Annotated in this window: 14 protein-coding genes; 3 read left to right on the forward strand and 11 right to left on the reverse strand. The window is 64.3% G+C overall.

Features of this window, described 5'->3' with window-relative positions:
- Position 1 precedes the first annotated feature (1 nt).
- The 3 genes from PSEMO_RS00400 to PSEMO_RS00410 all read right to left on the reverse strand — a co-directional run bounded on the left by PSEMO_RS00400 (position 2) and on the right by PSEMO_RS00410 (position 3,750).
- Positions 2-697 carry a sensor histidine kinase gene (locus PSEMO_RS00400; RefSeq protein ID WP_075801230.1) on the reverse strand — a complete coding sequence of 232 codons (696 nt, stop codon included), beginning with the start codon at positions 695-697 and terminating at the stop codon, positions 2-4.
- The gene (locus PSEMO_RS00405; protein ID WP_075801231.1) at positions 697-2,304 is read right to left on the reverse strand and encodes a tetratricopeptide repeat-containing response regulator; all 1,608 of its coding nucleotides are present in this window, start codon (positions 2,302-2,304) and stop codon (positions 697-699) included. The genes PSEMO_RS00400 and PSEMO_RS00405 overlap by 1 nt, the downstream gene beginning before the upstream one ends.
- 246 nt (positions 2,305-2,550) lie before the next feature.
- A complete protein-coding gene (locus PSEMO_RS00410; RefSeq protein WP_075801232.1) occupies positions 2,551-3,750 on the reverse strand; it encodes a benzoate/H(+) symporter BenE family transporter in 1,200 nt (399 codons plus the stop codon).
- A gap of 179 nt (positions 3,751-3,929) precedes the next feature.
- On the opposite strand from PSEMO_RS00410, the gene PSEMO_RS00415 reads away from it, so the two are divergent.
- Positions 3,930-5,330, forward strand: a complete 1,401-nt coding sequence (locus tag PSEMO_RS00415; RefSeq protein ID WP_075801233.1) for an aminotransferase-like domain-containing protein — start codon at positions 3,930-3,932, stop codon at positions 5,328-5,330.
- 263 nt (positions 5,331-5,593) lie between these two features.
- On the opposite strand, the gene peaD is transcribed toward PSEMO_RS00415, so the two are convergent.
- From peaD to peaA, 4 genes are read right to left on the reverse strand one after another with little or no spacing between them, the layout of a single operon-like run.
- On the reverse strand, positions 5,594-6,709 hold the full coding sequence (gene peaD / locus PSEMO_RS00420; protein WP_075801234.1) for a quinohemoprotein amine dehydrogenase subunit beta: 1,116 nt from the start codon (positions 6,707-6,709) through the stop codon (positions 5,594-5,596).
- 32 nt (positions 6,710-6,741) lie between these two features.
- On the reverse strand, positions 6,742-7,065 hold the full coding sequence (qhpC, locus tag PSEMO_RS00425; protein ID WP_075801235.1) for a quinohemoprotein amine dehydrogenase subunit gamma: 324 nt from the start codon (positions 7,063-7,065) through the stop codon (positions 6,742-6,744).
- A 1-nt stretch (position 7,066) separates the two neighbouring features.
- Entirely contained in the window at positions 7,067-8,497 is a 1,431-nt protein-coding gene (gene peaB, locus PSEMO_RS00430) for a quinohemoprotein amine dehydrogenase maturation protein (protein ID WP_075801236.1), read from the reverse strand.
- Positions 8,498-8,543: 46 nt separating this feature from the next.
- On the reverse strand, positions 8,544-10,121 hold the full coding sequence (peaA, locus tag PSEMO_RS00435) for a quinohemoprotein amine dehydrogenase subunit alpha (RefSeq protein WP_075801237.1): 1,578 nt from the start codon (positions 10,119-10,121) through the stop codon (positions 8,544-8,546).
- Positions 10,122-10,519: 398 nt separating this feature from the next.
- On the opposite strand from peaA, the gene PSEMO_RS00440 reads away from it, so the two are divergent.
- A complete protein-coding gene (locus PSEMO_RS00440) occupies positions 10,520-12,013 on the forward strand; it encodes an aldehyde dehydrogenase family protein (RefSeq protein WP_075801238.1) in 1,494 nt (497 codons plus the stop codon).
- A gap of 346 nt (positions 12,014-12,359) precedes the next feature.
- Positions 12,360-13,217 carry a DMT family transporter gene (locus PSEMO_RS00445; RefSeq protein WP_081430177.1) on the forward strand — a complete coding sequence of 286 codons (858 nt, stop codon included), beginning with the start codon at positions 12,360-12,362 and terminating at the stop codon, positions 13,215-13,217.
- Between the two features lie 334 nt (positions 13,218-13,551).
- Here the strand turns inward: PSEMO_RS00445 and qhpG are convergent, their stop codons facing one another.
- Genes qhpG through PSEMO_RS00465 form a run of 4 tightly spaced genes read right to left on the reverse strand, consistent with a single transcriptional unit; the run spans position 13,552 to position 19,124 of the window.
- The gene (qhpG, locus tag PSEMO_RS00450; protein WP_075801240.1) at positions 13,552-14,859 is read right to left on the reverse strand and encodes a flavin-dependent monooxygenase QhpG; all 1,308 of its coding nucleotides are present in this window, start codon (positions 14,857-14,859) and stop codon (positions 13,552-13,554) included.
- On the reverse strand, positions 14,856-15,521 hold the full coding sequence (gene qhpE / locus PSEMO_RS00455; protein ID WP_075801241.1) for a subtilisin-like serine protease QhpE: 666 nt from the start codon (positions 15,519-15,521) through the stop codon (positions 14,856-14,858). Before qhpE ends, qhpG begins: the two co-directional genes overlap by 4 nt.
- Positions 15,514-17,229: an ABC transporter ATP-binding protein gene (locus tag PSEMO_RS00460; RefSeq protein WP_075801242.1), complete on the reverse strand. Its 1,716-nt coding sequence runs from the start codon at positions 17,227-17,229 to the stop codon at positions 15,514-15,516. Before PSEMO_RS00460 ends, qhpE begins: the two co-directional genes overlap by 8 nt.
- Positions 17,229-19,124: a sigma-54-dependent Fis family transcriptional regulator gene (locus PSEMO_RS00465; protein WP_075801243.1), complete on the reverse strand. Its 1,896-nt coding sequence runs from the start codon at positions 19,122-19,124 to the stop codon at positions 17,229-17,231. The genes PSEMO_RS00460 and PSEMO_RS00465 overlap by 1 nt, the downstream gene beginning before the upstream one ends.
- Positions 19,125-19,320 lie beyond the last annotated feature (196 nt).

Genomic DNA, 19,320 nt, shown 5'->3' on the forward strand with positions numbered 1-19,320 from the left:
ATCAGGGCAAATACAACCTGAATAACCCGCCACCCAACGCCCCGCCATTGGCAATCTCGATCCGCCCCGCCACACCATTACGGGCATGCAGCGCCGCGATCCGCGCCGCGAAATACAACCCCAGCCCGGTACTCGCGGTGCTGTGCTCGATGCCCTGAACGTATTCGTCCTGCTGCGCGATCATCGCCGCCGGGAAGCCCGCGCCGTCGTCGTTGACGCTGATCACCAAGGCGTCGTTCTCCTCGCGCACGGTGACCAGCAAGGCATGCCCGGCATAGCGGGTGGCGTTGTTGATGATGTTGGAAATCACCGACTCCACCAGCTCGCGATCAAAGAAGCCCAGCGGTGTGGCTTCGTCGATTTCATAGCGGGCGACGATGCCGCGGCTGTCGAGAATTTCCTGGTAACCGGCCAGCAGCCCGCCGATGAAATCATCGAGGTCGTGGTAGCCCGGCAGCATCGGCAACTGGTTGATACCGAGTTTGTACAGGCCCAACAGCTGCACCAGCATACCGTTGAGGTGCACGAACTCATGCTCGATCACCACCTGTTCCGGCCCTTGCTGGTGGCTCTCCGGCAAGCGCGCCAGCCACTGGCTGTGCGCGCGCATGAGCATGGCAAGCGAGTTCTTCATGTCGTGCACGGTGGAGGCGATCACCGTGGAAAAATCCAGCCCCGATTCCTTGTCCCTGGACATCATGACCCCACAGCGCGAATGCGCAATTTTCGGTAGCGCTCATAGCGCGGATCGGTGTCGGGAATGCCGGCCACCTTGGCCAGGCAATCGCGACACTCCTGCAGCAGCGCCGCCGCCGGATTTTCCCCGCCGATACGCAGCAGGGCCTGGGCGGTATTGAGGGCGATGCTGATGTTTTTCGGTTGCAGCTTGAGGGCTTTGCGGAACTGCTCCAGCGCTTCGTGCAACTGCCCGGCCTGGTAGCTGCGCACGCCCTGGCGGTTAAGGTCGACGGCTTCGTTGCCGGCGCCGAGGATGCTCGGGTCGTCAGTGAGCTTGGCGATGCTCTGCATCACCGCATTGTCATCGCCGTAGACCTCGACGCAGTTCTTCAGGATGTTTTTGCCGGCGTCTTCCTGGCCCAGTTGCTTGAGCTGGGCGGCGACGGCCAGGGCGGCCTCGGCGGAGAAGAACTGGTCCATGGTTTCCAGGCGGGCCATGGCCGCCTCGGTGAGCTTGGCGGCGGTCTCGGCATCACCGGCCTGGGCCACGCCAGTGGCCTTGATCAGGCGCGCACGGACCTGCAGGCCCTGGTCTTCGCCGTACTCCTTGGCCACCTCGCCGAGCACCTGGTTGATCTCGACCCGGGTCCGCGCATCGAGGCCGTTGCCGGTGTTTTTCTGGATCAGTGCCTGGGCCAGGCCGAGGTTGCTTTCCGGGTCTTTGAAGCGCGAGTTCTGGCCCTGGCTGACCGCCTGGCGATAGGCCCGCGAAGCACCGTCGAAGTCGGCGTTGGCCAGGGCTAGCTTGCCCAGCAGCATCTGCCGCTTCACGGCCAGCGGCGAGAGGCGTACGGCGTCTTCCAGCACATGCTGGGCGCGGCGGTTGTCGCCCATCGACATCAGCACTTCAGCCAGGCCGTCGTACAGGCCCGGCATCACCGGGAAGGCCTTGATCGCCTGCTCGTAGATTTCCTTGGCCTGGGTAGCCTGCCCACGCTTGAACAACAACTTGCCCAGCGCCGAATAGGCCCAGGGCGTCGGGCGGTTGGCGAGGATCGCCTTGAGAAAGCGCTCCAGTTCTTCATGGCGGTTCAATGCGGCCATGGCATCGGCGCGGTAGCGCAGGCACAGCGGGGCGAAACGCGGATCCTGGCGGCACAGTTGCTCGCAGGCCACCAGTACTTGCGCCGGGTTGCCGCGATCGAGGGCCTGGAGAATCGGCTTGAGCAGGGTCTTGCGCTGCACCAGCTTGTCCAGGCGCTGGGTCAGGCCGACGCGGTTGAAGGGCTTGGTCAAGTAGGCGTCCGGTTCGTGCTCCAGGGCACTGAGGACCACGGCCTGGCTGCTCTCGGCGGTGATCATGACGAAGATCGCTTCATGACTGATCAGCTTGTCGAGCATCAGGTCTTCGAGCACCTGCTGGCCGTTTTTCTTGCCGTCGCCCATGTGGAAGTCATGCAGGACGAAGTCGTAGCGCTTCTGCCCGCACATGCGGATCGCCGTCTCGCCGCTCTCGGCGGTGTCGACGTCCTTGATCCCCACCTCGCGCAGCATGGAGCGCAGCGACGTGCGGAAATCGGTGAAGTCGTCGACGATGAGAAAACTCTTTTGGCTGTAGACCAGCATCCGCAGAACCTGTCTTGGAATTGAATGAAACGCACACGAACACACACAAGGACAGGCGCCTGGAAGGAACCAGGACGAAATCGTCGCCGCCGATCGTCGTAACGCTATCGGCAGCACGCGACAATTGCTTGAGCCGGCGAACGCCTGGGCGTCGACGGAGGTGAAACGAGGGCCGGGAGGGTGATGCCAGACAACAATAGCTAATTGCCACTATTGGAGTCCAGACTTCCGGCCCCGGGGTGTGCGCTAGTTCACTTGCGGGGCGGCGGCAGCCCTGCGCTGGCGGCTGTAGTTCAGCGCCCAGTGCGCCACCAGGCCGAAGATCAGGCCCCAGAAGGCGGCGGCCAGGCCGAGGAAACTCATGCCCGAAGCGGTGACCAGGAAGGTGATCAGTGCCGGCTCGCGCTGTTTCTCGACGGCCATGGCGCCGGCCAGCCCAGTCATGATCGCGCCGAACAGGGCCAGCCCGGCGAGGGCGGCGATCAGCTCGCGGGGCAAGGCCGCGAACACCGAGGCCAGGGTCGCGCCGAAGGTGCCCATCAGGATGTAGAACAGGCCGCAGGCGATCCCGGCCATATAGCGCTTGTTCGGTTGTTCGTGGGCCTCGCGGCCGGTGCAGATGGCGGCGGTAATGGCCGCCAGGTTGAAGCCGTGGGAGCCGAAAGGCGCAAGCAGCACCGAGCCGATGGCGGTCACGGCGAGGATCGGTCGCGCCGGGGTGTCGTAGCCGGCGCTGCGCATCACCGCCATGCCCGGCACGTACTGCCCGGTGAGGCTGACCAGGGCCAGTGGCAGGCCGATATTGATCACCGCATGCCAGCTCCATTGCGGCGCGGTGAAATGCGGTTCGGCGAGGGCCAGGGTCAGCGCCGAGGCATTCAGTTCGCCGAGCAGGCCGGCCACGGCGCAGCCGACGATCAGCACCGAGAGGATCGCGTAGCGCGGCGACAGGCGCTTGAACACCAGGTAGCTGGCGAACATCGCCAGCACCAGCGCCGGCTGCAGCTTGATCGAGGTGAACAGCTCGGCACCGAAGCGGAACAGGATTCCGGCGAGCATGGCCGCGGCGATGGCCTTGGGCAGGCGGCTCATCAGGCGGTCAAAGGCGCCGCTGAGACCGACCACGGCGATCACCAGCGCGGCGACGATATAGGCGCCGACTGCTTCGGCCAGGGACACCTGCGGCAGCATCGAGACCAGCAATGCCGCCCCCGGGGTCGACCAGGCAGTGATCACCGGGGCGCGCAGGCGCCAGCTGAGCAGCAGGCCGGTCACCCCGCTGCCGATGGAAATCGCCCAGATCCACGACGACACCTCGGCCGGCGACAGCTGCGCCTCGCGGGCGGCCTGGAACACGATGATCAGCGGGCCGGCGTAGGAAATGATCACGGCGATCAGGCCGGCGACCACGGCTGATAGCGAGAAGTCTTTTCTCAGGGTGTCCATGTGGAGGTCTCCAGTGCGGAAGGGAAGCAAATTGACTCGATCTTTTTTCAGCCTATTCGATTCAATTGAATCAACTCAATAGACTCAATTAAACAATTTGAAATATTCTCGCGTCATCCAAGGCCAATTGCTTCGATGTGATAGGCTCGGCCGCACTTGTTTCCATCGGTAGTACGTCCATGTGGGTCCCTCTGCTCAACGCCTTCAATCAACCTGTTTACCTGTCCATCGCCGATGCCTTGGCGCGCGATATCGCCAGTGGCCTGCTCAAGCCCGGCGAGCGTTTGCCGACGTTGCGCGAACTGGCGCAAGCGCTGCAGGTCACGCCTGGGACGGTCAACCGCGCCTATGGCGAAGCGCAGCGGCGGGGTTTGTTGCAGGGGGAAGTGGGGCGCGGAACTTATGTGCGGGCCACGCCGCTGGTGGAGGTGGTTGCCGAACCGGAGCCGCAGGTGCTGCCGTCGCCGCTGGCGGTGGCGCCGCAGGTGCTGGACCTGTCGATCATCAAGCCGGCAGGTGATACCGCCTCGACCTGGCTGCGTGGGGCGCTGGTGGAGCTGGCCAACGGCACCGACTTCGCCCAGGCGCTGGACTACGCGCCGGATGGCGGTCACCCGGCGCACCGTGAGGCGGGTGCGCAATGGTTGCGGCATTCGCTGCCAGAAGCGGTCTGGCAGCAGGTGGTGATCACGGCCGGTGCCCAGCATGGCCTGCTGGTGGCGATCAGCGCGCTGACCGAGAGCGATGACCTGATCCTCTGCGAATCGCTGTGCTATCCCGGGATCATCTCCCTCGCCCATAGCCTGCAACGGCGGTTGCGCGGCGTGGAGATGGACGAGGAAGGCATCATCCCCGCCTCGCTGCGCGAGGTGTGCCAGCGTGAGCGGCCGGCGATGCTGGTGTGTGTCGCCACCTGCCAGAACCCGACCACGGCGACCATGTCGCATCAGCGGCGGGCGGAGATTGCGGCGATTGCCGAGGAGTTCGACTTCCTGATTCTCGATGACGATATCTACGGGTTCCTCGCCACCGACACCACCCTGCGTCCGCTGGCGAGTTATGCGCCGGAGCGTTCGGTGTATCTCACCAGCCTGTCCAAGTCGGTGCTGCCGGCGTTGCGTATCGGTTACCTGTATGCCCCGGCGCGCTTGCTCTCGCGGCTGACGGCGATGGTGCGCAGCAGCGTGTGGATGCCCTCGCCGCTCACGGCGCAACTGGCGAGCAACATCATTCACGAGGGGCTGGATCAGCGCCTGGTGAAGCTGCAACGGGAAGAGGCGGCACGACGTCAGGCGATGGCCCGTGAACTGATGCCGGGGCTGGCGATCAAGGCCCAGGCGCACAGCTATCACCTCTGGCTGGAGTTGCCGGAGCCGTGGAATGCCGATGAGTTCGCTCATCTGGCGCGGGCGCAGGGGGTGAAGGTGCTCAGTGGCTCGCAGTTCCAGGCGGAGCGCAGTGGGGTCAGTCGCGGGGTGCGGGTGGTGCTGATGTCGCCGACGCGGGAGGATGAATTGCGCTTTGCGCTGACACAGTTGGCGAGTCTGGTGGGGGTTGGGGATCCGCGGCGGTTTTACTGAGGGTCTTGGTTGACCTTGAGGGCCTCATCGCTGGCAAGCCAGCTCCCACAGTGACCGCGTCGAATCGGGTATTGGTGGCTGGCAGACAACCTTGTGGGAGCCGGCGTTGCCGGCGATCTGGCCAGACCAGGCAGCCATTTTGTTTGGTCTGACCTCATCGCTGGCAACGCCAGCTCCCACAGGTTCACTGCCGTTCCTGAGAGCGGCGCAGTACCTGTGGGAGCTGGCTTGCCAGCGATGAGGCCCTCAAGAACGAAGCAGAATTACCTGACGAACACCTGCGCCGTAGTAATCGCCATGTCCCCCCCAGGCAACGTGATCTTGCCCAGCGGCTTCAAACTGTCCGCATCGAAGATCGCCACATCGTTGTACGTCCCCGCGAGATAGATCCTGCTCCCCGCCTTGTTCATCGAGACGCAGTAGTACGAGTGATCCAGGGTCGCCGCCTTGACCAGTTTCTTCTCCTTGATGTCGTACTTCGCCAGCCGGTTCAGCACGCCATACACCACGTTCGGATCCTTCGGCGAGCGCATGCCGCTGAAGTAGATTTCCGTGAGCGGACCGAAGTCGACGGTCTGGGTCTTGCCGGTCTTCAGATCGATGTTGAAGAAGCCATAGAGGTTCTCCGCCGTTGCCGGATCCTGCTTCTCATCGGTGAACTTCGCCGTGGTGTAGAGCAGCGAGAAGTCATGTCGATACGTCTGCTGGTTCCACACATAGAGCACGTCCGGCGCACTGTAGTTGGGGCGTTTCCAGTGCCGGCTGGGGACCAGCACATCGAACTTGCCGGTCTTCACATCTACCTTGTAGATATCCGGCCCGGCCACGTACAGGGTGCCGTCATCACCGCTTTGCATGATGGTCAGCTGGCGCGGTGCGGGGAAACTGCGCAGCGGCTTGGCATTCAGCCCGCCATCGGTACCGTAGACGTCGAGGCGCGGCGCCTGCACCTCATAGTGGTCACTGAAGATCTTGGTGGGGTTGGCTACGGTGTAGATCTCCTTGCCGTCATGACTGACGGTGAAGGAGAACATCGAGCGCGCTTTTTCACCCGGCAGCTGGGTGATGCTGGCGTGGAACACCTGCTTGCAGTTGTCCAGCTCGACACCATAGATATCGGCGTAGTGATTGTTGAGCACGTAGGCGATGCGCTTGTCCGGCGACAGCTGCACCGAACCCGGGCCGAATGCGTCAGGCATGGCGCAGGTCTTGTAGAGCTTTTCGCTGTTGAGGTCGATGACGTGCAGGTTGTTCGGGTAGTTGGTGACCACCATGTATTCGTGGCCGGCATTCAGCGCCTTGCCTTCGTCGGCGGCCATCGCCGTACCGGCGCCAAGCGCCACCAGGGCGGCCAGGCCGCGGGTTGCCATCTGGAGCATGCGGATATCCCTCTTCTTGTTCGCCTGGGGGCTCATTTGTTGTCCGGGAACACGGTCCCGAGGTTGCGCCAGTTGTCACCGGAGGACTGCGCGTCCTTGTTCCAGTCCGGGAAGGTACTCATCATGTCCGGCACCTGGGCCGGCCACCAGCATGGGTCGGAGCAGCCATAGAGGTCCGATTCCATCGGCTGGCACAACGACGAGACGCCGCCAAAAGCGTCGATTTCCCAGCCCGGGTCGGTGGTCGAGGCGCAGCCGGCGACCGAGTTCATCGCCACCACTTCCTCGATGCGGTTTTCCTCGGCGGCCTGGTCCAGCTTGAGGGCTTTGTTGTTGATCGGCTTGAGATGTTTCATGTCAGTGCACCTTGCGCGCAGTGATGTAGCGAGTGATGAAGGCCGGGTTCTCGGCCATGATCCGGCTGTAGACTTCGATGCCGAAGTCCACCCAGTCACGCATCAGTTCGCAGTAGTGATAGGTCGGATGAGTCGGGTCGCCATACCGGGCATAACTCTCGTGATAGCAGCCACCGGAGCACAGGTTGCGGATGCGGCAGCTGTCGCAACCGGTGTTGGTGCGGTCCAGGCGCTGTGACAGGAAGTCGTTGAGCTCGACCTGCTTCACCCCGCTGTGCACGTTGCCGAAAGTCGGCAGGCTGGAGCCGGTGAAGCGGTGGCAGAGGTTCAGCTCGCCCTTGTGGTCCACCGCCAGCATCTTCAGCCCGGCGCCGCACGGCAGCGCCTTCTTGTGCCCCTCGTGGATATCGGTGAGCAACTGGTGCAGGTTGGAGAAGCCGATATTGCGATGCTCCAGCGCCGCCTCCAGGTAACGCCGACCGAGAGCCTTCATGTTGGCGAAGACCTCGACCAGTTCCTCGCCAGTGAGGTTGTAGCTGCTGATATCCCCCGACGTCACCGGGGCGAAGCCGACCTCGGCAAAGCCCATCTCGTTGAACAGGTGGTTCCAGATGGTCTCGATATCCGTGACCCCGGTGGTCAGGGTCACCCGCGCACCCACCGGGCGACTGTCGTAGCGCGACAGCAGCATGTCGGCCTTGCGCCGCACCACGTCATAGGTGCCCTGCCCGCCCACGGTGATGCGGTTGCGGTCGTGCACGGTCTTCGGCCCGTCGATGCTCACCGACAAGCCGAAGCGGTGGGCATTGAGGTAGTCGACGATCTCCTCGGTGAGCAAGGTGGCGTTGGTGGTCATGACGAACTCGACGCGCTTGCCCGCCTCGACGAAACGCCGCTCGCAGTAGTCGACCATGTACTCGATCAGCTTGCGGTTGCTCAGCGGCTCGCCGCCGAAGAACACCACGGTGTAGACCGGCTCGTCCGGCGACTCCTTGAGCAGCATTTCCACCGAGGCCACGGCGGTCTCGACGTCCATGCGCTTGCCGGCCGAGGGCTTGTCCAGGTCTTCCTTGTAGCAGTAGGTGCAGCTCAGGTTGCAGCCGGTGTTGACGTTGAGCACCACGGTGTTCAGCGCCGTGCGCTCGACCCGTCTGGCGGAGATTTCCGGGGTCAGCGGCGAGCCGTCGCTGACCAGTTCCAGGGCGATCAGCTCGCGCAGCACCTCGTTGACTTCAGCACCATCGAAGCGCTCGGCCAGGCGTTGCACCAGCGTTTCGCTGGAGCAGCCGGCGCCGCGCAGGCTGTCGATGATTTCCCCGGTCAGGGCATCGCTGGCGAACAGCGAGCTGCTGGGGATATGGAACAGCATGCGGGCGTCGTCGACCCGCACTTCATGCAGATTGCGTTCTACCAGGTTCAGGATGGCACCCATCACAACCTCCTCGAAAACTCGAATGTGGCCAGGTCAAACCGCCGCCTCACGGGATGGGCGGGTTGTTCCAGCGCTGGATGGTCACGATCATCTGGCCCTCGCCGGTGCGCGCCGTGCCGGCGTCATCCACCGCGGCGATCACCTTGAGGTTGCCGGCATTTTTGGTGGACATCTTGCGCGCCGGGTTCGGCCCGGCATCGCCCGGGGTGAACACGCCGGTATCGGCCTGCATCACGCCAGCGAACTTGACGTCCTCGTCCTCGCGGGCACGCTCGTCGAACGGCTCGACCTTCCATTTGGCCGGGAAAACGCCAATGCGATAGGCCTTGCCATCGGCGCCCTGCCCCCAGGCCTCGGCGTCGAAGCGACCCTGCACCTTCGGCGTCGATCCGCCGTTGTCACCCACCCGGGCGACCGAGAAGGCCGGCACCACCTTCACTTCGGCGATCTCGCGATAGACCGCCAGTTGCTGGCCGCCGAGCTTGCCGACGGCAACCTCCTGCAGACCGCTGGCAGCCTCGGCGGAGGCTTTCACCTTCACCCGAATCCGCTGTGGTGTGTTCTCCAGCACCTCGACCACCTCGACGCCTTTGCCGAACGATGGCGTGCCGCTCAGGCCGCTGCCGACCAGGGTCAGTTCGCTTTCGCTGCCGGCCTTCACATAGCCCGGCTGCACCGCCAGCAGACGCGCACTGCCCTGCTGCGCGGCGGTGAAATCGAGGCCACGTTCGTCATGGGTCTTGTCGAACATGCGGCCGCTGAGCTGGCCATTATTGGCGGCGAGCACCTGGCGCATGCTCACGCCGTCCACGGTGACCGTGCCGCGCCATTCATAGCCGCTGTAAAGCACCGCCGAGCCGTCGCCCTTGAACGGCGTACCGTCGGCGTACTGGCCGTCGAGGCTGACCTTGAAGCGGTCGCCGTCCTCGGCAGTCACTTTCATCACCCCATTGAGTTCGCCCTTGCCCGGCAGATGACCACTGAAGCTCCAGTCGCCGGCCAGGGTCGCGGACTTCGGCATGGACTTCTGCCAGTCGCTCCAGGCCTTGCTGTCGAAGGGGTATTTCTGTGCGAGCAGCGGGACCATGTCCTTCTTCGCCAGATCGAACCAGTCGCGGTCGCGGGACAGCGCCTGATACTCCAGGGACGGCCACTGGCCGAGGTGGAAATTCACCAGCCGCTCCCATTCCTGGGCCGGCCGCCGCTGCAGGGCGATCCGCGCGCCGGAGTGGCAACGGGCACACATCTGCTGGGTCGGTTCCTCGATCTTCTCGACGGTGTTCAGGCGGCGTTCGAGGGCGTAGCGCACGCCATCGGTCTCGCTGGGGGCGAGGCCCTGGGTGTCGGCGAGGTACTTGACCAGGGTGCGACGGTCTTCGTCGCTGATCTGCAACTGGTGCATGGTCTGCATGCGGCCGATGGTCATCAGCCAGCCTTCCGGGGTCTTGCGCTGGTGGCTGATGCGGCTCAGGGCGTCGTTCCCTTCGGGAAGGTGGCAACCCTGACAGGTCTCCATAAGAATCTGCTTGCCCTCGCGGGCCTCACTGACCTGCGGCTGCACGGCAAGGCCGACGGCCACTGCCAGCAGGCCACCGGCGCTGGCGAACCTGAGTGTTCTCTTCATCGATGACTGACCTCCCACGGGGTTCTTCTTATTGTTCGTACACTTCTTATAGGTCTCTTCCGTCGGCCATACAGCGGCAGAGCGCGCACCGAAGAGCCGCTTGAGGGTGTCGATACATATTGTGTGCCAAGAGCCGCAAGCGCCGTTTTACGCGGCTTGCAGGCCACGGAGGGCGGGCCTTGCGGCACGTTTCGCGACGAATGAGACGGCGTGAGACAGCTGTCTCAAGGCGCCGAGACTGTCTCGCCCGCTGTCGCACTTTGCGACGACCGGCATGAGGCCGGGGTTTGCCGCACAGGTGCCCCGGCCTTGGATTGCACGGGCTGGCGCCGACATCCACGGGCTTGGCACAGCGGTTGCGATGGCCCAGGCAATCACTCACAAGAACGAGGTTTGCCATGTCCACCACTGCCCCTTTGCACCCGGCCGTCGAGGCTTTCGTCCGGCGTGCGCCGACCATGCTGATCGGTGCCGACTGGGCCGAGGCCGCCGACGGCGAACGCCTGACCCTGCGCAACCCGGCCACCGGCGAGGTGCTGTGCCAGGTACCGGCCGCCACCCCGGCCGACGTGGCCCGGGCAGTGGGCGCGGCGCGCCAGGCCTTCGACGACTCGGCCTGGAGCCGCACCCGCCCGCGCGAGCGGCAGAACCTGCTGTGGAAGCTGGCCGACCTGATGGAGCGCGACGCCGAGATCCTCGCCCAGCTCGAATGCCTGAACAACGGCAAGAGCGCGGTGGTGGCGCGGGTCATGGACGTGCAGTTGTCCATCGACTTCCTGCGCTACATGGCCGGCTGGGCGACCAAGGTCGAGGGGCACACTGTCGACGTCTCCATGCCGCTGATGCCGAATGATGAGTTCCACGGTTTCGTCCGTCGCGAGGCGGTGGGTGTGGTCGGTGCCATCGTCGCCTGGAACTTCCCGTTGCTGCTGGCCTGCTGGAAGCTCGGCCCGGCCCTCGCCACTGGCTGCACCGTGGTCCTCAAGCCGGCCGACGAGACCCCGCTCAGCGCCCTGAAGCTGGCCGAGCTGGTGCTGGAAGCGGGCTACCCGGCCGGGGTGTTCAACGTGGTCACCGGCACGGGCGCCATTGCCGGCGACGCCCTGACCCGCGACCCGCGGGTGGACAAGCTGACCTTCACCGGCTCCACTGCCGTCGGCCAGCACATCGGCCGCATTGCCATGGACAACATGACCCGGGTCACCCTGGAACTGGGCGGCAAATCGCCGACCATCGTCATGCCTGACGCCGACCTCGCCACTGCGGCTGCCGGTGCGGCCACGGCGATCTTCTTCAACCAGGGCCAGGTGTGCTGCGCCGGTTCGCGGCTGTATGTGCACCGCAAGCATTTCGACAATGTGGTCGCGGATATCGCCGGGATCGCCAATGGCATGAAGCTGGGCAACGGCCTCGATCCAAACGTGCAGATGGGCCCGCTGATTTCGGCGCGCCAGCAGAAGCGCGTGTTCGACTACATCGAGCAAGGGCGTGGCAGCGGCGCCACCATTGCCTGTGGCGGCGAGCAGTTCGGGCCGGGGTATTTCGTCAAGCCGACGGTGATCGTCGATGTGGACCAGAAGCATCCGCTGGTGCAGGAAGAGATCTTCGGGCCGGTGCTGGTGGCGATGCCGTTCGATGACGAGGCCGAGGCGCTGCGGCTGGCCAATGACAGTCCTTACGGGCTGGGGGCGAGTATCTGGTCGAATGACCTGGGCGCGGTGCACCGGATGATTCCGCGGATCAAGTCGGGCTCGGTCTGGGTCAACTGCCACAGCGCCCTGGACCCGGCACTGCCGTTCGGCGGCTACAAGATGTCCGGCGTCGGCCGCGAGATGGGCGCGGCGGCGATCGAGCACTACACCGAGGTGAAGTCGGTGCTGATCAAGCTGTAACGCAAATTCAGGTACCAGATGCCCAGTGGCTGATCGGGGCTGATCATCACATGCGAGGGCGGTCTGGTACCTGATCTATTTCTTGCACTTGAGATGTAGGAAATATCCCAGGAAGATCTTCTAGTTAATGCAGGAAGATTCCTTCTACCGCCACGGGAATTTCCTGAACCATCTGCGCACAAACTGCAAAACAAAGACAAGTTACTGATATATAAACAAAATTAAATATAACCAAAGAAACTGCGGGCGTGGAACGATAGCACCCTGTCCTTTTGATTTATCGGTTATCTGCGATTAGCTTCTAGCCCTCGATAATTTTTCACGGGGCCTTCCCTTGAGCGTTTTAATGGGATTGTTGACTGCCTTGCTTTGGGGGGTTACGGACTTCCTGATAGGTATCAACGCGCGAAGTGTCGGAGTAAGACAAGCCGTTTTCTTCAGTCAGGCCTTTGGGCTGCTGTTGATGGTCAGCATCATCGTGGTGTCTGGTGATCAGTGGGCAGTGCTGACTCCGGCGCCCCTTTCGGTAGTGATCCTTGCTGTGACTGCCTCGATATTTACGGTGTCAGGCGCCTTGGCGCTTTCCAAAGCGTTCCAGCTAGGTAAAACGGCGTTGGTCGCACCGCTGGTAACGATGTTCGGAGTATTCACCACTCTTCTGGCCTGGCTGGGAGGCGAAGTGCTTTCGGGGTGGCAGCTCTCAGGGATCCTGATTTGTGTTGTCGGCGTGTTGTTCGCCAGCGCCGGGCACAGCACAACCTCAGTTGAGGACAAGTCCCGTAGCAATGCCCCTTTCATGTATGCCCTGTTGGCAGCGATGCTCTATGGCACCAGCTTCTGGGTTCAAGGCAGTTTTGTCTTGCCAACACTTGGCCCGATAAACATGCTTGCCCTTGGGTACGCCGTTGGCGTTATCGTGCTGATTCCGGAGAGCCTCAGAGTCCTGCGTCGATACAAAGCTCTAAAGCCGCTGGTATTCCTGAGTCTTGTCAGCGCAAGCGTTCTTAACCTGGGTGCGTTTTCCGCATTTTCCTGGGGAGTGGTACATGGCTCGATTTCAGTTGTAACGGTCATCAGCACCCTGTCAGGTGCCATTGCCGCGATTCTCGGATATTTCCTTCATCAGGAACGCCTCAGCGCTCTTCAGATATTCGGGATTGGTTTGGCATTGGCGGGAACAATGTCGATTCACTTCTATGGGTGACGAGCCCCGAAAAGTTGGCGGGCACTGAGGGCCTCATCGCCGGCAACGCCGGCTCCCACAGGGTTCTGAGACAGCCATAAAACTTGTGGTCGCCACAGACCCTGTGGGAGCTGGCTTGCCAGCGATTGGGCCCGACCTGACAACATCATTGCCCTTGCCGGCCTCATCGCTGGCAAGCCAGCTCCCACAGGGTTCGAAGCTAGCCATGGGCGTTGTGTTCGACGCGGACATTGTGGGAGCGGCTTTACCCGCGATTGCGGTGGTGGGCCCACTATTGCAATCGCGGCGGTTCGGCGCTCCGATGAACCCGCTCCCACAGGGTCCGCGCTCTGCTTCAGGGGCGGTAACCCTGGCTCAGGAGCCAGCTGCGCAGGTATCGCTGTTGCTCCGGGCTTAGATGGGCCAGCACTTGCTCTGCCGGCTCACTCTGTAATCGACTCACCAACGGCGCCAGCTCCACCCCATTCAAATGCCAGATCCCCAGCGGCTGATCCGGGCTGATCACCACCTGCGCAAGATCCACGAACCCATCCCGCAACACCGGCGCCTGCTCGACCCGCAGATCATCGAAACACGCCTCGGCATGCACTGGCTCGCCATCCGGCCACTGCCGCCGTACCTGCCAGAACGGCTCCTCGGCCCAGCGCCGTTCCTCCAGATAGAAATCCCGCCCCAGCCGGGCGAAACGCCAGAACAGGTGCTCGACCCGTTGCTGATGGAACCGCAACGCCAGCTCACGCCGCTCAGGATAAGTCAGCAGGGTGTTGATCACCGCCGGCGCCTGCAACGCCGAGGACAGCGACTGGAAGATCCCATTGCCCGACAGCGGATCCACCGCCATCGCCGCATCCCCGACCCGCAGCCAGTTCTCCCCGCCACACACGGGCGTAAGGATCGCCGTGCTGCTGCGGGCATGCAGTTCGAGATCCTGTTCCTGGTCGTTATCGAAAAACGCCTTGGCCAATACCGACTCCCAGCGCCGAGCCCGGCAGAAATCCAGCAGCGCTGCCTTGTCCGGCAACGGCGTGGCGCCGACATCCAGGGTCCACTGCCAGTAGCAGCGGCCATCCGCCTGGCGGGCCATCCACATCCAGCCATCAGGCTGGCTTTCCACCGCACTGGCGCTTTTGCCGGGCGGGCCTTGCCAGCGATTGAGCAGGCTCAGCGTCTCCGGCCCACGGGCGGCACGGCCAATGGATTTATCGTGTTGCGGGGCCTGACGACCACGGGCTTCGACATGGAAATCGGCGACCAGGGAAGGCGCGCCATCCAGTTCGATCACGCTGCGTCCGTCCTCCTGCCGCACACCCAGCACCCGCGCTTCGACCAGGGCAATGCCCGCGGCATGCAGATCGTCCCGCAGCCCTTGATCGAAGCGCGGACGGTCCAGGAGGAATTCGACATTGCGATTCTGCGCTTCACTGTTCCACCGCGAATGCCGCCGCGACGGCTCACCCGCCACCGCCAGCGCATGGTTCAAACCCGCCCCGCGCAACGCCTCCAGCACCCGCTGGGAAACCCCTTCAAGCGCCGCGAAACGCCGCCATTCACTGACCACGCTGACCGGGTAGCCGAGCCGCTTGAGACCAAGGGCAACCGCCGCGCCCGCCGGGCCGGCACCTAATACGACAATGGATTTCAAGCACGTCCTCGATATTCACGACCACGGTAATGAGCGTTGTGCAGCAGCCAGGCCATGACCAGCGCATTGGTGGCATGGGGCTGGTCACGCAGGAACGCGGCGATTTGACCGGTCAGCGCCGCACAACCGAAACTGGCACCGGACAACGGACTTTCCTTGGCCCGCACGCAGGCGCCGAAGTCGGCCTGCGGGCTGTCCAGCCAGCTCCATTCGTCACGCTGGCAACGGGCATCGCCGGTGATGCGCAGCACGCCCGGATAGGCGGCGGGATAGACCGGCGCACCCTGCGCCGGTGTCGAGGCGCAGATCAGCACGCCGGCCTGCTGCGCCGCCTCGCAGGCTTCGCGCAACGCCGGGCGATCTTCGCGCAGGCCGAGGCTGAGGTTGATCAGGCGCACGCCGCGCATCACCAGCCATTCGATCCCGGCCGCCACCTGCAAGGCACTGGTCACGCCACGCTCGTCAAAGACCTGGGCGACATGGATCGGCATATCACCCGCCCCCGCCGCGATCAGCTCGACCACCGCACTGCCATGCCCCAGGGCATCTTCCCGCGCAGGTTGTTCGCTGACCCCGACCGCCGCCAACTGGAAGCGGCGCGACTCCGCTACCCGCTCCAACGGCGCCCCGCTGTCCACCACGCCGATCCGCACCTCAGACATGCCCCGCCTCCCGCTCGCGCAACTGGCCGTCCTGCAGGATCAGGTGCAGGTCGGCATTGGCCAGGGTCGAGGGGCGATGGCTGACCAGGATCCGCGTGCGGTCAGAAAAGAGTTGGTCTATTGCAGCTATCACTTCGCGCTCCGTGTCTTCATCGACTTGTGAGGTGGCTTCATCCAGCACCAGCAGCAGCGGATTCTGGAGCAATGCGCGGGCAATGGCGATACGTTGTTTCTGTCCGCCGGAAAGTTGCTGCCCGCGCTCACCCAGCGGGCTGTCCAGGCCCTCCGGCAAACTGGCGATCAAAGTGTCCAGGCGCGCCAGCCGGGCGACCTCGGCGATCGCCTCGCGGCTGGCGTCCGGAACGCTGTAGGCGAGGTTGTCGGCGAGGCTGCCGCGGAACAGCACGATATCCTGGCTGACCACCGCCACGCGCCGACGCAGGTCATGCAGATCGAGCTCGCGCAGATCGGTACCGCCCAGCAGGATCTGCCCGGCCTGGGGATCGTAGAAGCGTTGCAGCAGATCGATCAGCGTCGACTTGCCGGCACCGGACATGCCGCTCAAGGCCACCTTGCGGCCATGGGGAATCTTCACCTCGACACCCTGCAATATCGGAGGCCGGCCCGGGTGGGCGAAGCACACGCCGCGCAGGTGCAGATCGCCACGCTCCGGCATCGGCCGGGTTTCGGCGGGGCTTTCCACTTCCGGCGCTACGCCACGCAACTCCATGACCCGGCCAAGGCTGACGCTCATGCGCTGCATCGCCACATACAGCCCGAGCAGGCTCTGCACCGGGCCGACTGCCATGCCAAGGTAGGTGGAAAAAGCGATCAGCGCCCCCAGTTGCCAGGTGCCCTGCACCACCCAGTAGCCGCCGACCAGGAAGGCGCAGGCACGGGACAGCGAGGTCAGGGTGCCGGGCACCGCCTGGGTAAAGAACTCGGTGACCTGCAGGCGCAGCAACTGGCTCATGTAGCCCTGCCCCAGTCCGTCGAGCCGACGCGCCTCACGCTGCTGCTGGCCGGCGGACTGGATGAATTTCATCGCTGGCAGGGTCTCCACCAGAAACGAGGAGACATCCGCCGAACGCTCGCGCAACTGCCGGACTTCGCGCTCCACCTTGCGCCGCATCCAGCGCAGCCAGAGCACGTCGAGCGGGATCAGCAGCAGGGCCAGCAGCGACAGTTTCCACGACAGCACCAGCAGCATGCCCAGCGCACAGACCAGGCCGATCACGCTGGACACGGCGGAGAACAATGAGTCCACGGCAAAGCGCTGGATCTCGGCGACATCGCCATCCAGGCGCGACATCAGGTCACCCAGGCGGCGCTGGCCGTAGAAGGTCGGCGAGAGGCGTTGCAGATGGCGATACAGCTCGTCGCGCAGGGCGAACAGGATGCGCCCGGACAGGCGGGTGTGCAGGTAGCGGTTGAGTCCGGACAACAAGGTGCCGAGGATACCGGCGAGGATCATCGCCCCGGCGACCAGCACCAGGGTCGGGAAGTCCTTCGCCAGCAGGCCGTCATCGATCAGCAGCTTGGTCAGCCAGGGCTGCACCAGCACCAGGGCCGTAGCGCACATCGACAGGCCGAGCAGCCCGAGGATCGCCAGGCGGTGGGGGCGGATGAATCCGTAGAGCCAGTGCAGGGCGTCATGCAGGGCGGGCCGGTCCTGATGCTCGATCAGGCGGCTGAGCAGACGCTGCATCACGAATTCATCTGCTTGAGCTTGCGGTACAGCGTGGCGCGACTGATGCCCAGGGCCGTGGCGGCCGCGGTGGCGTTGCCGTGATGGCGGTCGAGGGCCTGGCGGATCAGCTCCAGTTGGTTGTCGCGCAGGCTTTCCCGTTTCGCCGGTTGCTCGCCGGCGCGCAGTTCATCGAGCAGGTTGTCCGGCAGATGATCGAGGCCGAGCACCTGCTCGCCCTCCTCGCGCATGGCCAGCAGCAGGCGCAGGCTCATTTCCAGTTGGCGGATATTGCCCGGCCAGTGATAGCCCTGGATAAGCTGCGCCAGCTCGTCGGAGAGGCGCACGCCCTGGCCACCGAGACGCGCCAGCAGGCTGTCGATCAGTGCTGGCAGGTCGTCGCGCTCGCGCAGGGGCGGCAGTTGCACGCTGATGCCATTGATCCGGTAGTAGAGGTCTTCGCGGAAATGCTGGTCCTGCACCTGGGCCTTGAGGTCGCGGTGGGTGGCGCAGATCAGGGCGATATCCAGGTCTTGCTCCTGGGCCGCACCCAGCGGCGCCACCTTGCGCTCCTGCAGGACCCGCAACAGCCGCGCCTGCAGGGCCAGCGGCATATCGCCGACCTCGTCGAGGAACAGCGTGCCACCATGGGCCTGTTGCAGGCGCCCGACCATGCCGCCGCGCCGGGAACCGGTGAAGGCGCCTTCGCGGTAGCCGAACAGTTCGGATTCGATCAGACCCTCGGGAATCGCCGCGCAGTTCACTGCGACAAAGGGTTTGCCGGCCCGGGCGCTTTCCTGATGCAGGGCACGGGCGACCACTTCCTTGCCGCTGCCGGTCTCGCCCAGCAGCACCACTGGCAGGTCGTTGGCCAGGCCCTGGCGCGCCATGCGCAGGGTGCGGGCGAAGCGGCTGTTGCCGGCGCCGAGGGTTTCCAGCGAAGGCGTGGTCGAGACGGGGCGGCTGACGACGGCCGGCACCGACAACGCCAACGGTCGCTGCGGCACATGCAGGGTCTTGTAGTGGAAGGCGCCCTTGGCGGTCTCGACGCTGTCGACCTGGCCCTGTTGCAGACGCGCCAGCCACTGTTCGACACGCAGGCCCAACAGGCTGTCGCAGCGCTGGCCGACCAGATTGCCGCGGTCGCTGCGCAGCAACTGGCAGGCCTGGTTGCTGGCGGCGAGGATGCGCCCGTCGAGGCTGACCGCAAGCAGGCCCTGCCAGCAGGAATCGAGGTATTGGCGACGGCTGTGGAAGGCGAGGACGATCTGTTCCGGGAAGCTGTTCCTGAACAGCCGGCTTTCGATCTGCATCACCGCCAGGGCCAGCAGCGCAGTGCGGTCCGGCAGGCGGCCGAGGGGGCCCTGGCGGGTCAGGTCGAGGACCCCGAGCAGTTCGCCTTGCGGGCAGTGGATGGGCACCGAGGTGCAGGAGAAATCGCTGAGGCGTTCGAGGAAGTGTTCGCCGCAATCGATCTGCACCGTGCGTGCTTCCACCAGGGCGGTACCCAGGGCATTGGTGCCGCGGGCCGCTTCGCTCCAGCAGGTACCGGGGGCGATATCGCCGAGGCCACGCTGCTTGAGCACGGCGGACTCGCCCTGGATGGTGAGGATGGTGGCGTCGGCATTGGCCAGGATCACCAGGCTGTCCTGGCCCTGGCGAGCGCCGAGGTAGTCGAGTTCGGCAGTGGCGGCGTCGAGCAGCGGGCGGTTGTTGGCCAGCAACAGATCGAGGCTGGCGGCGGACGTCAGGGCGACTTCCTGGCCGGCGTTACCGGTGACCCCATGATCAAGGCTGCGGCGCCAGGAGGCATCGATTTCGGCGCGCAGGAAACCGTCGGGCAACTGGCCCTCGATGGACAGGCGTTCCCGGGCAAGGCGTGGGTTCGAGGTCGGGGCGGTTTTTATTGTGCTCATCGGCGGCTCCGGATCGGGTATCCGATACAAGCAAGACCTGCGCCAGATCAGGCGGGTAACACTTCCTTGGGATCTTGGGTGTTGCTGATGGCCTCATCGCCGGCAACGCCGGCTCCCACAGGTTCCGCGTACACCACAGAACCTTGTGGGAGCTGGCGTTGCCAGCGATTGGGGCCACCACAAGAGTCCGAGTATA

This window comes from Pseudomonas putida (assembly GCF_001941965.1).
Lineage (GTDB): Bacteria > Pseudomonadota > Gammaproteobacteria > Pseudomonadales > Pseudomonadaceae > Aquipseudomonas > Aquipseudomonas putida_L.

Bases quoted from the DNA above. Each gene is read 5' to 3' on its own strand.
- PSEMO_RS00400 (WP_075801230.1), bottom strand. From the start codon at position 697: ATGTCCAGGGACAAGGAATCGGGGCTGGATTTTTCCACGGTGATCGCC.
- PSEMO_RS00405 (WP_075801231.1), bottom strand. From the start codon at position 2,304: ATGCTGGTCTACAGCCAAAAGAGTTTTCTCATCGTCGACGACTTCACC.
- PSEMO_RS00410 (WP_075801232.1), bottom strand. From the start codon at position 3,750: ATGGACACCCTGAGAAAAGACTTCTCGCTATCAGCCGTGGTCGCCGGC.
- PSEMO_RS00415 (WP_075801233.1), top strand. From the start codon at position 3,930: ATGTGGGTCCCTCTGCTCAACGCCTTCAATCAACCTGTTTACCTGTCC.
- peaD (WP_075801234.1), bottom strand. From the start codon at position 6,709: ATGCTCCAGATGGCAACCCGCGGCCTGGCCGCCCTGGTGGCGCTTGGC.
- qhpC (WP_075801235.1), bottom strand. From the start codon at position 7,065: ATGAAACATCTCAAGCCGATCAACAACAAAGCCCTCAAGCTGGACCAG.
- peaB (WP_075801236.1), bottom strand. From the start codon at position 8,497: ATGGGTGCCATCCTGAACCTGGTAGAACGCAATCTGCATGAAGTGCGG.
- peaA (WP_075801237.1), bottom strand. From the start codon at position 10,121: ATGAAGAGAACACTCAGGTTCGCCAGCGCCGGTGGCCTGCTGGCAGTG.
- PSEMO_RS00440 (WP_075801238.1), top strand. From the start codon at position 10,520: ATGTCCACCACTGCCCCTTTGCACCCGGCCGTCGAGGCTTTCGTCCGG.
- PSEMO_RS00445 (WP_081430177.1), top strand. From the start codon at position 12,360: ATGGGATTGTTGACTGCCTTGCTTTGGGGGGTTACGGACTTCCTGATA.
- qhpE (WP_075801241.1), bottom strand. From the start codon at position 15,521: ATGTCTGAGGTGCGGATCGGCGTGGTGGACAGCGGGGCGCCGTTGGAG.
- PSEMO_RS00460 (WP_075801242.1), bottom strand. From the start codon at position 17,229: ATGCAGCGTCTGCTCAGCCGCCTGATCGAGCATCAGGACCGGCCCGCC.
- PSEMO_RS00465 (WP_075801243.1), bottom strand. From the start codon at position 19,124: ATGAGCACAATAAAAACCGCCCCGACCTCGAACCCACGCCTTGCCCGG.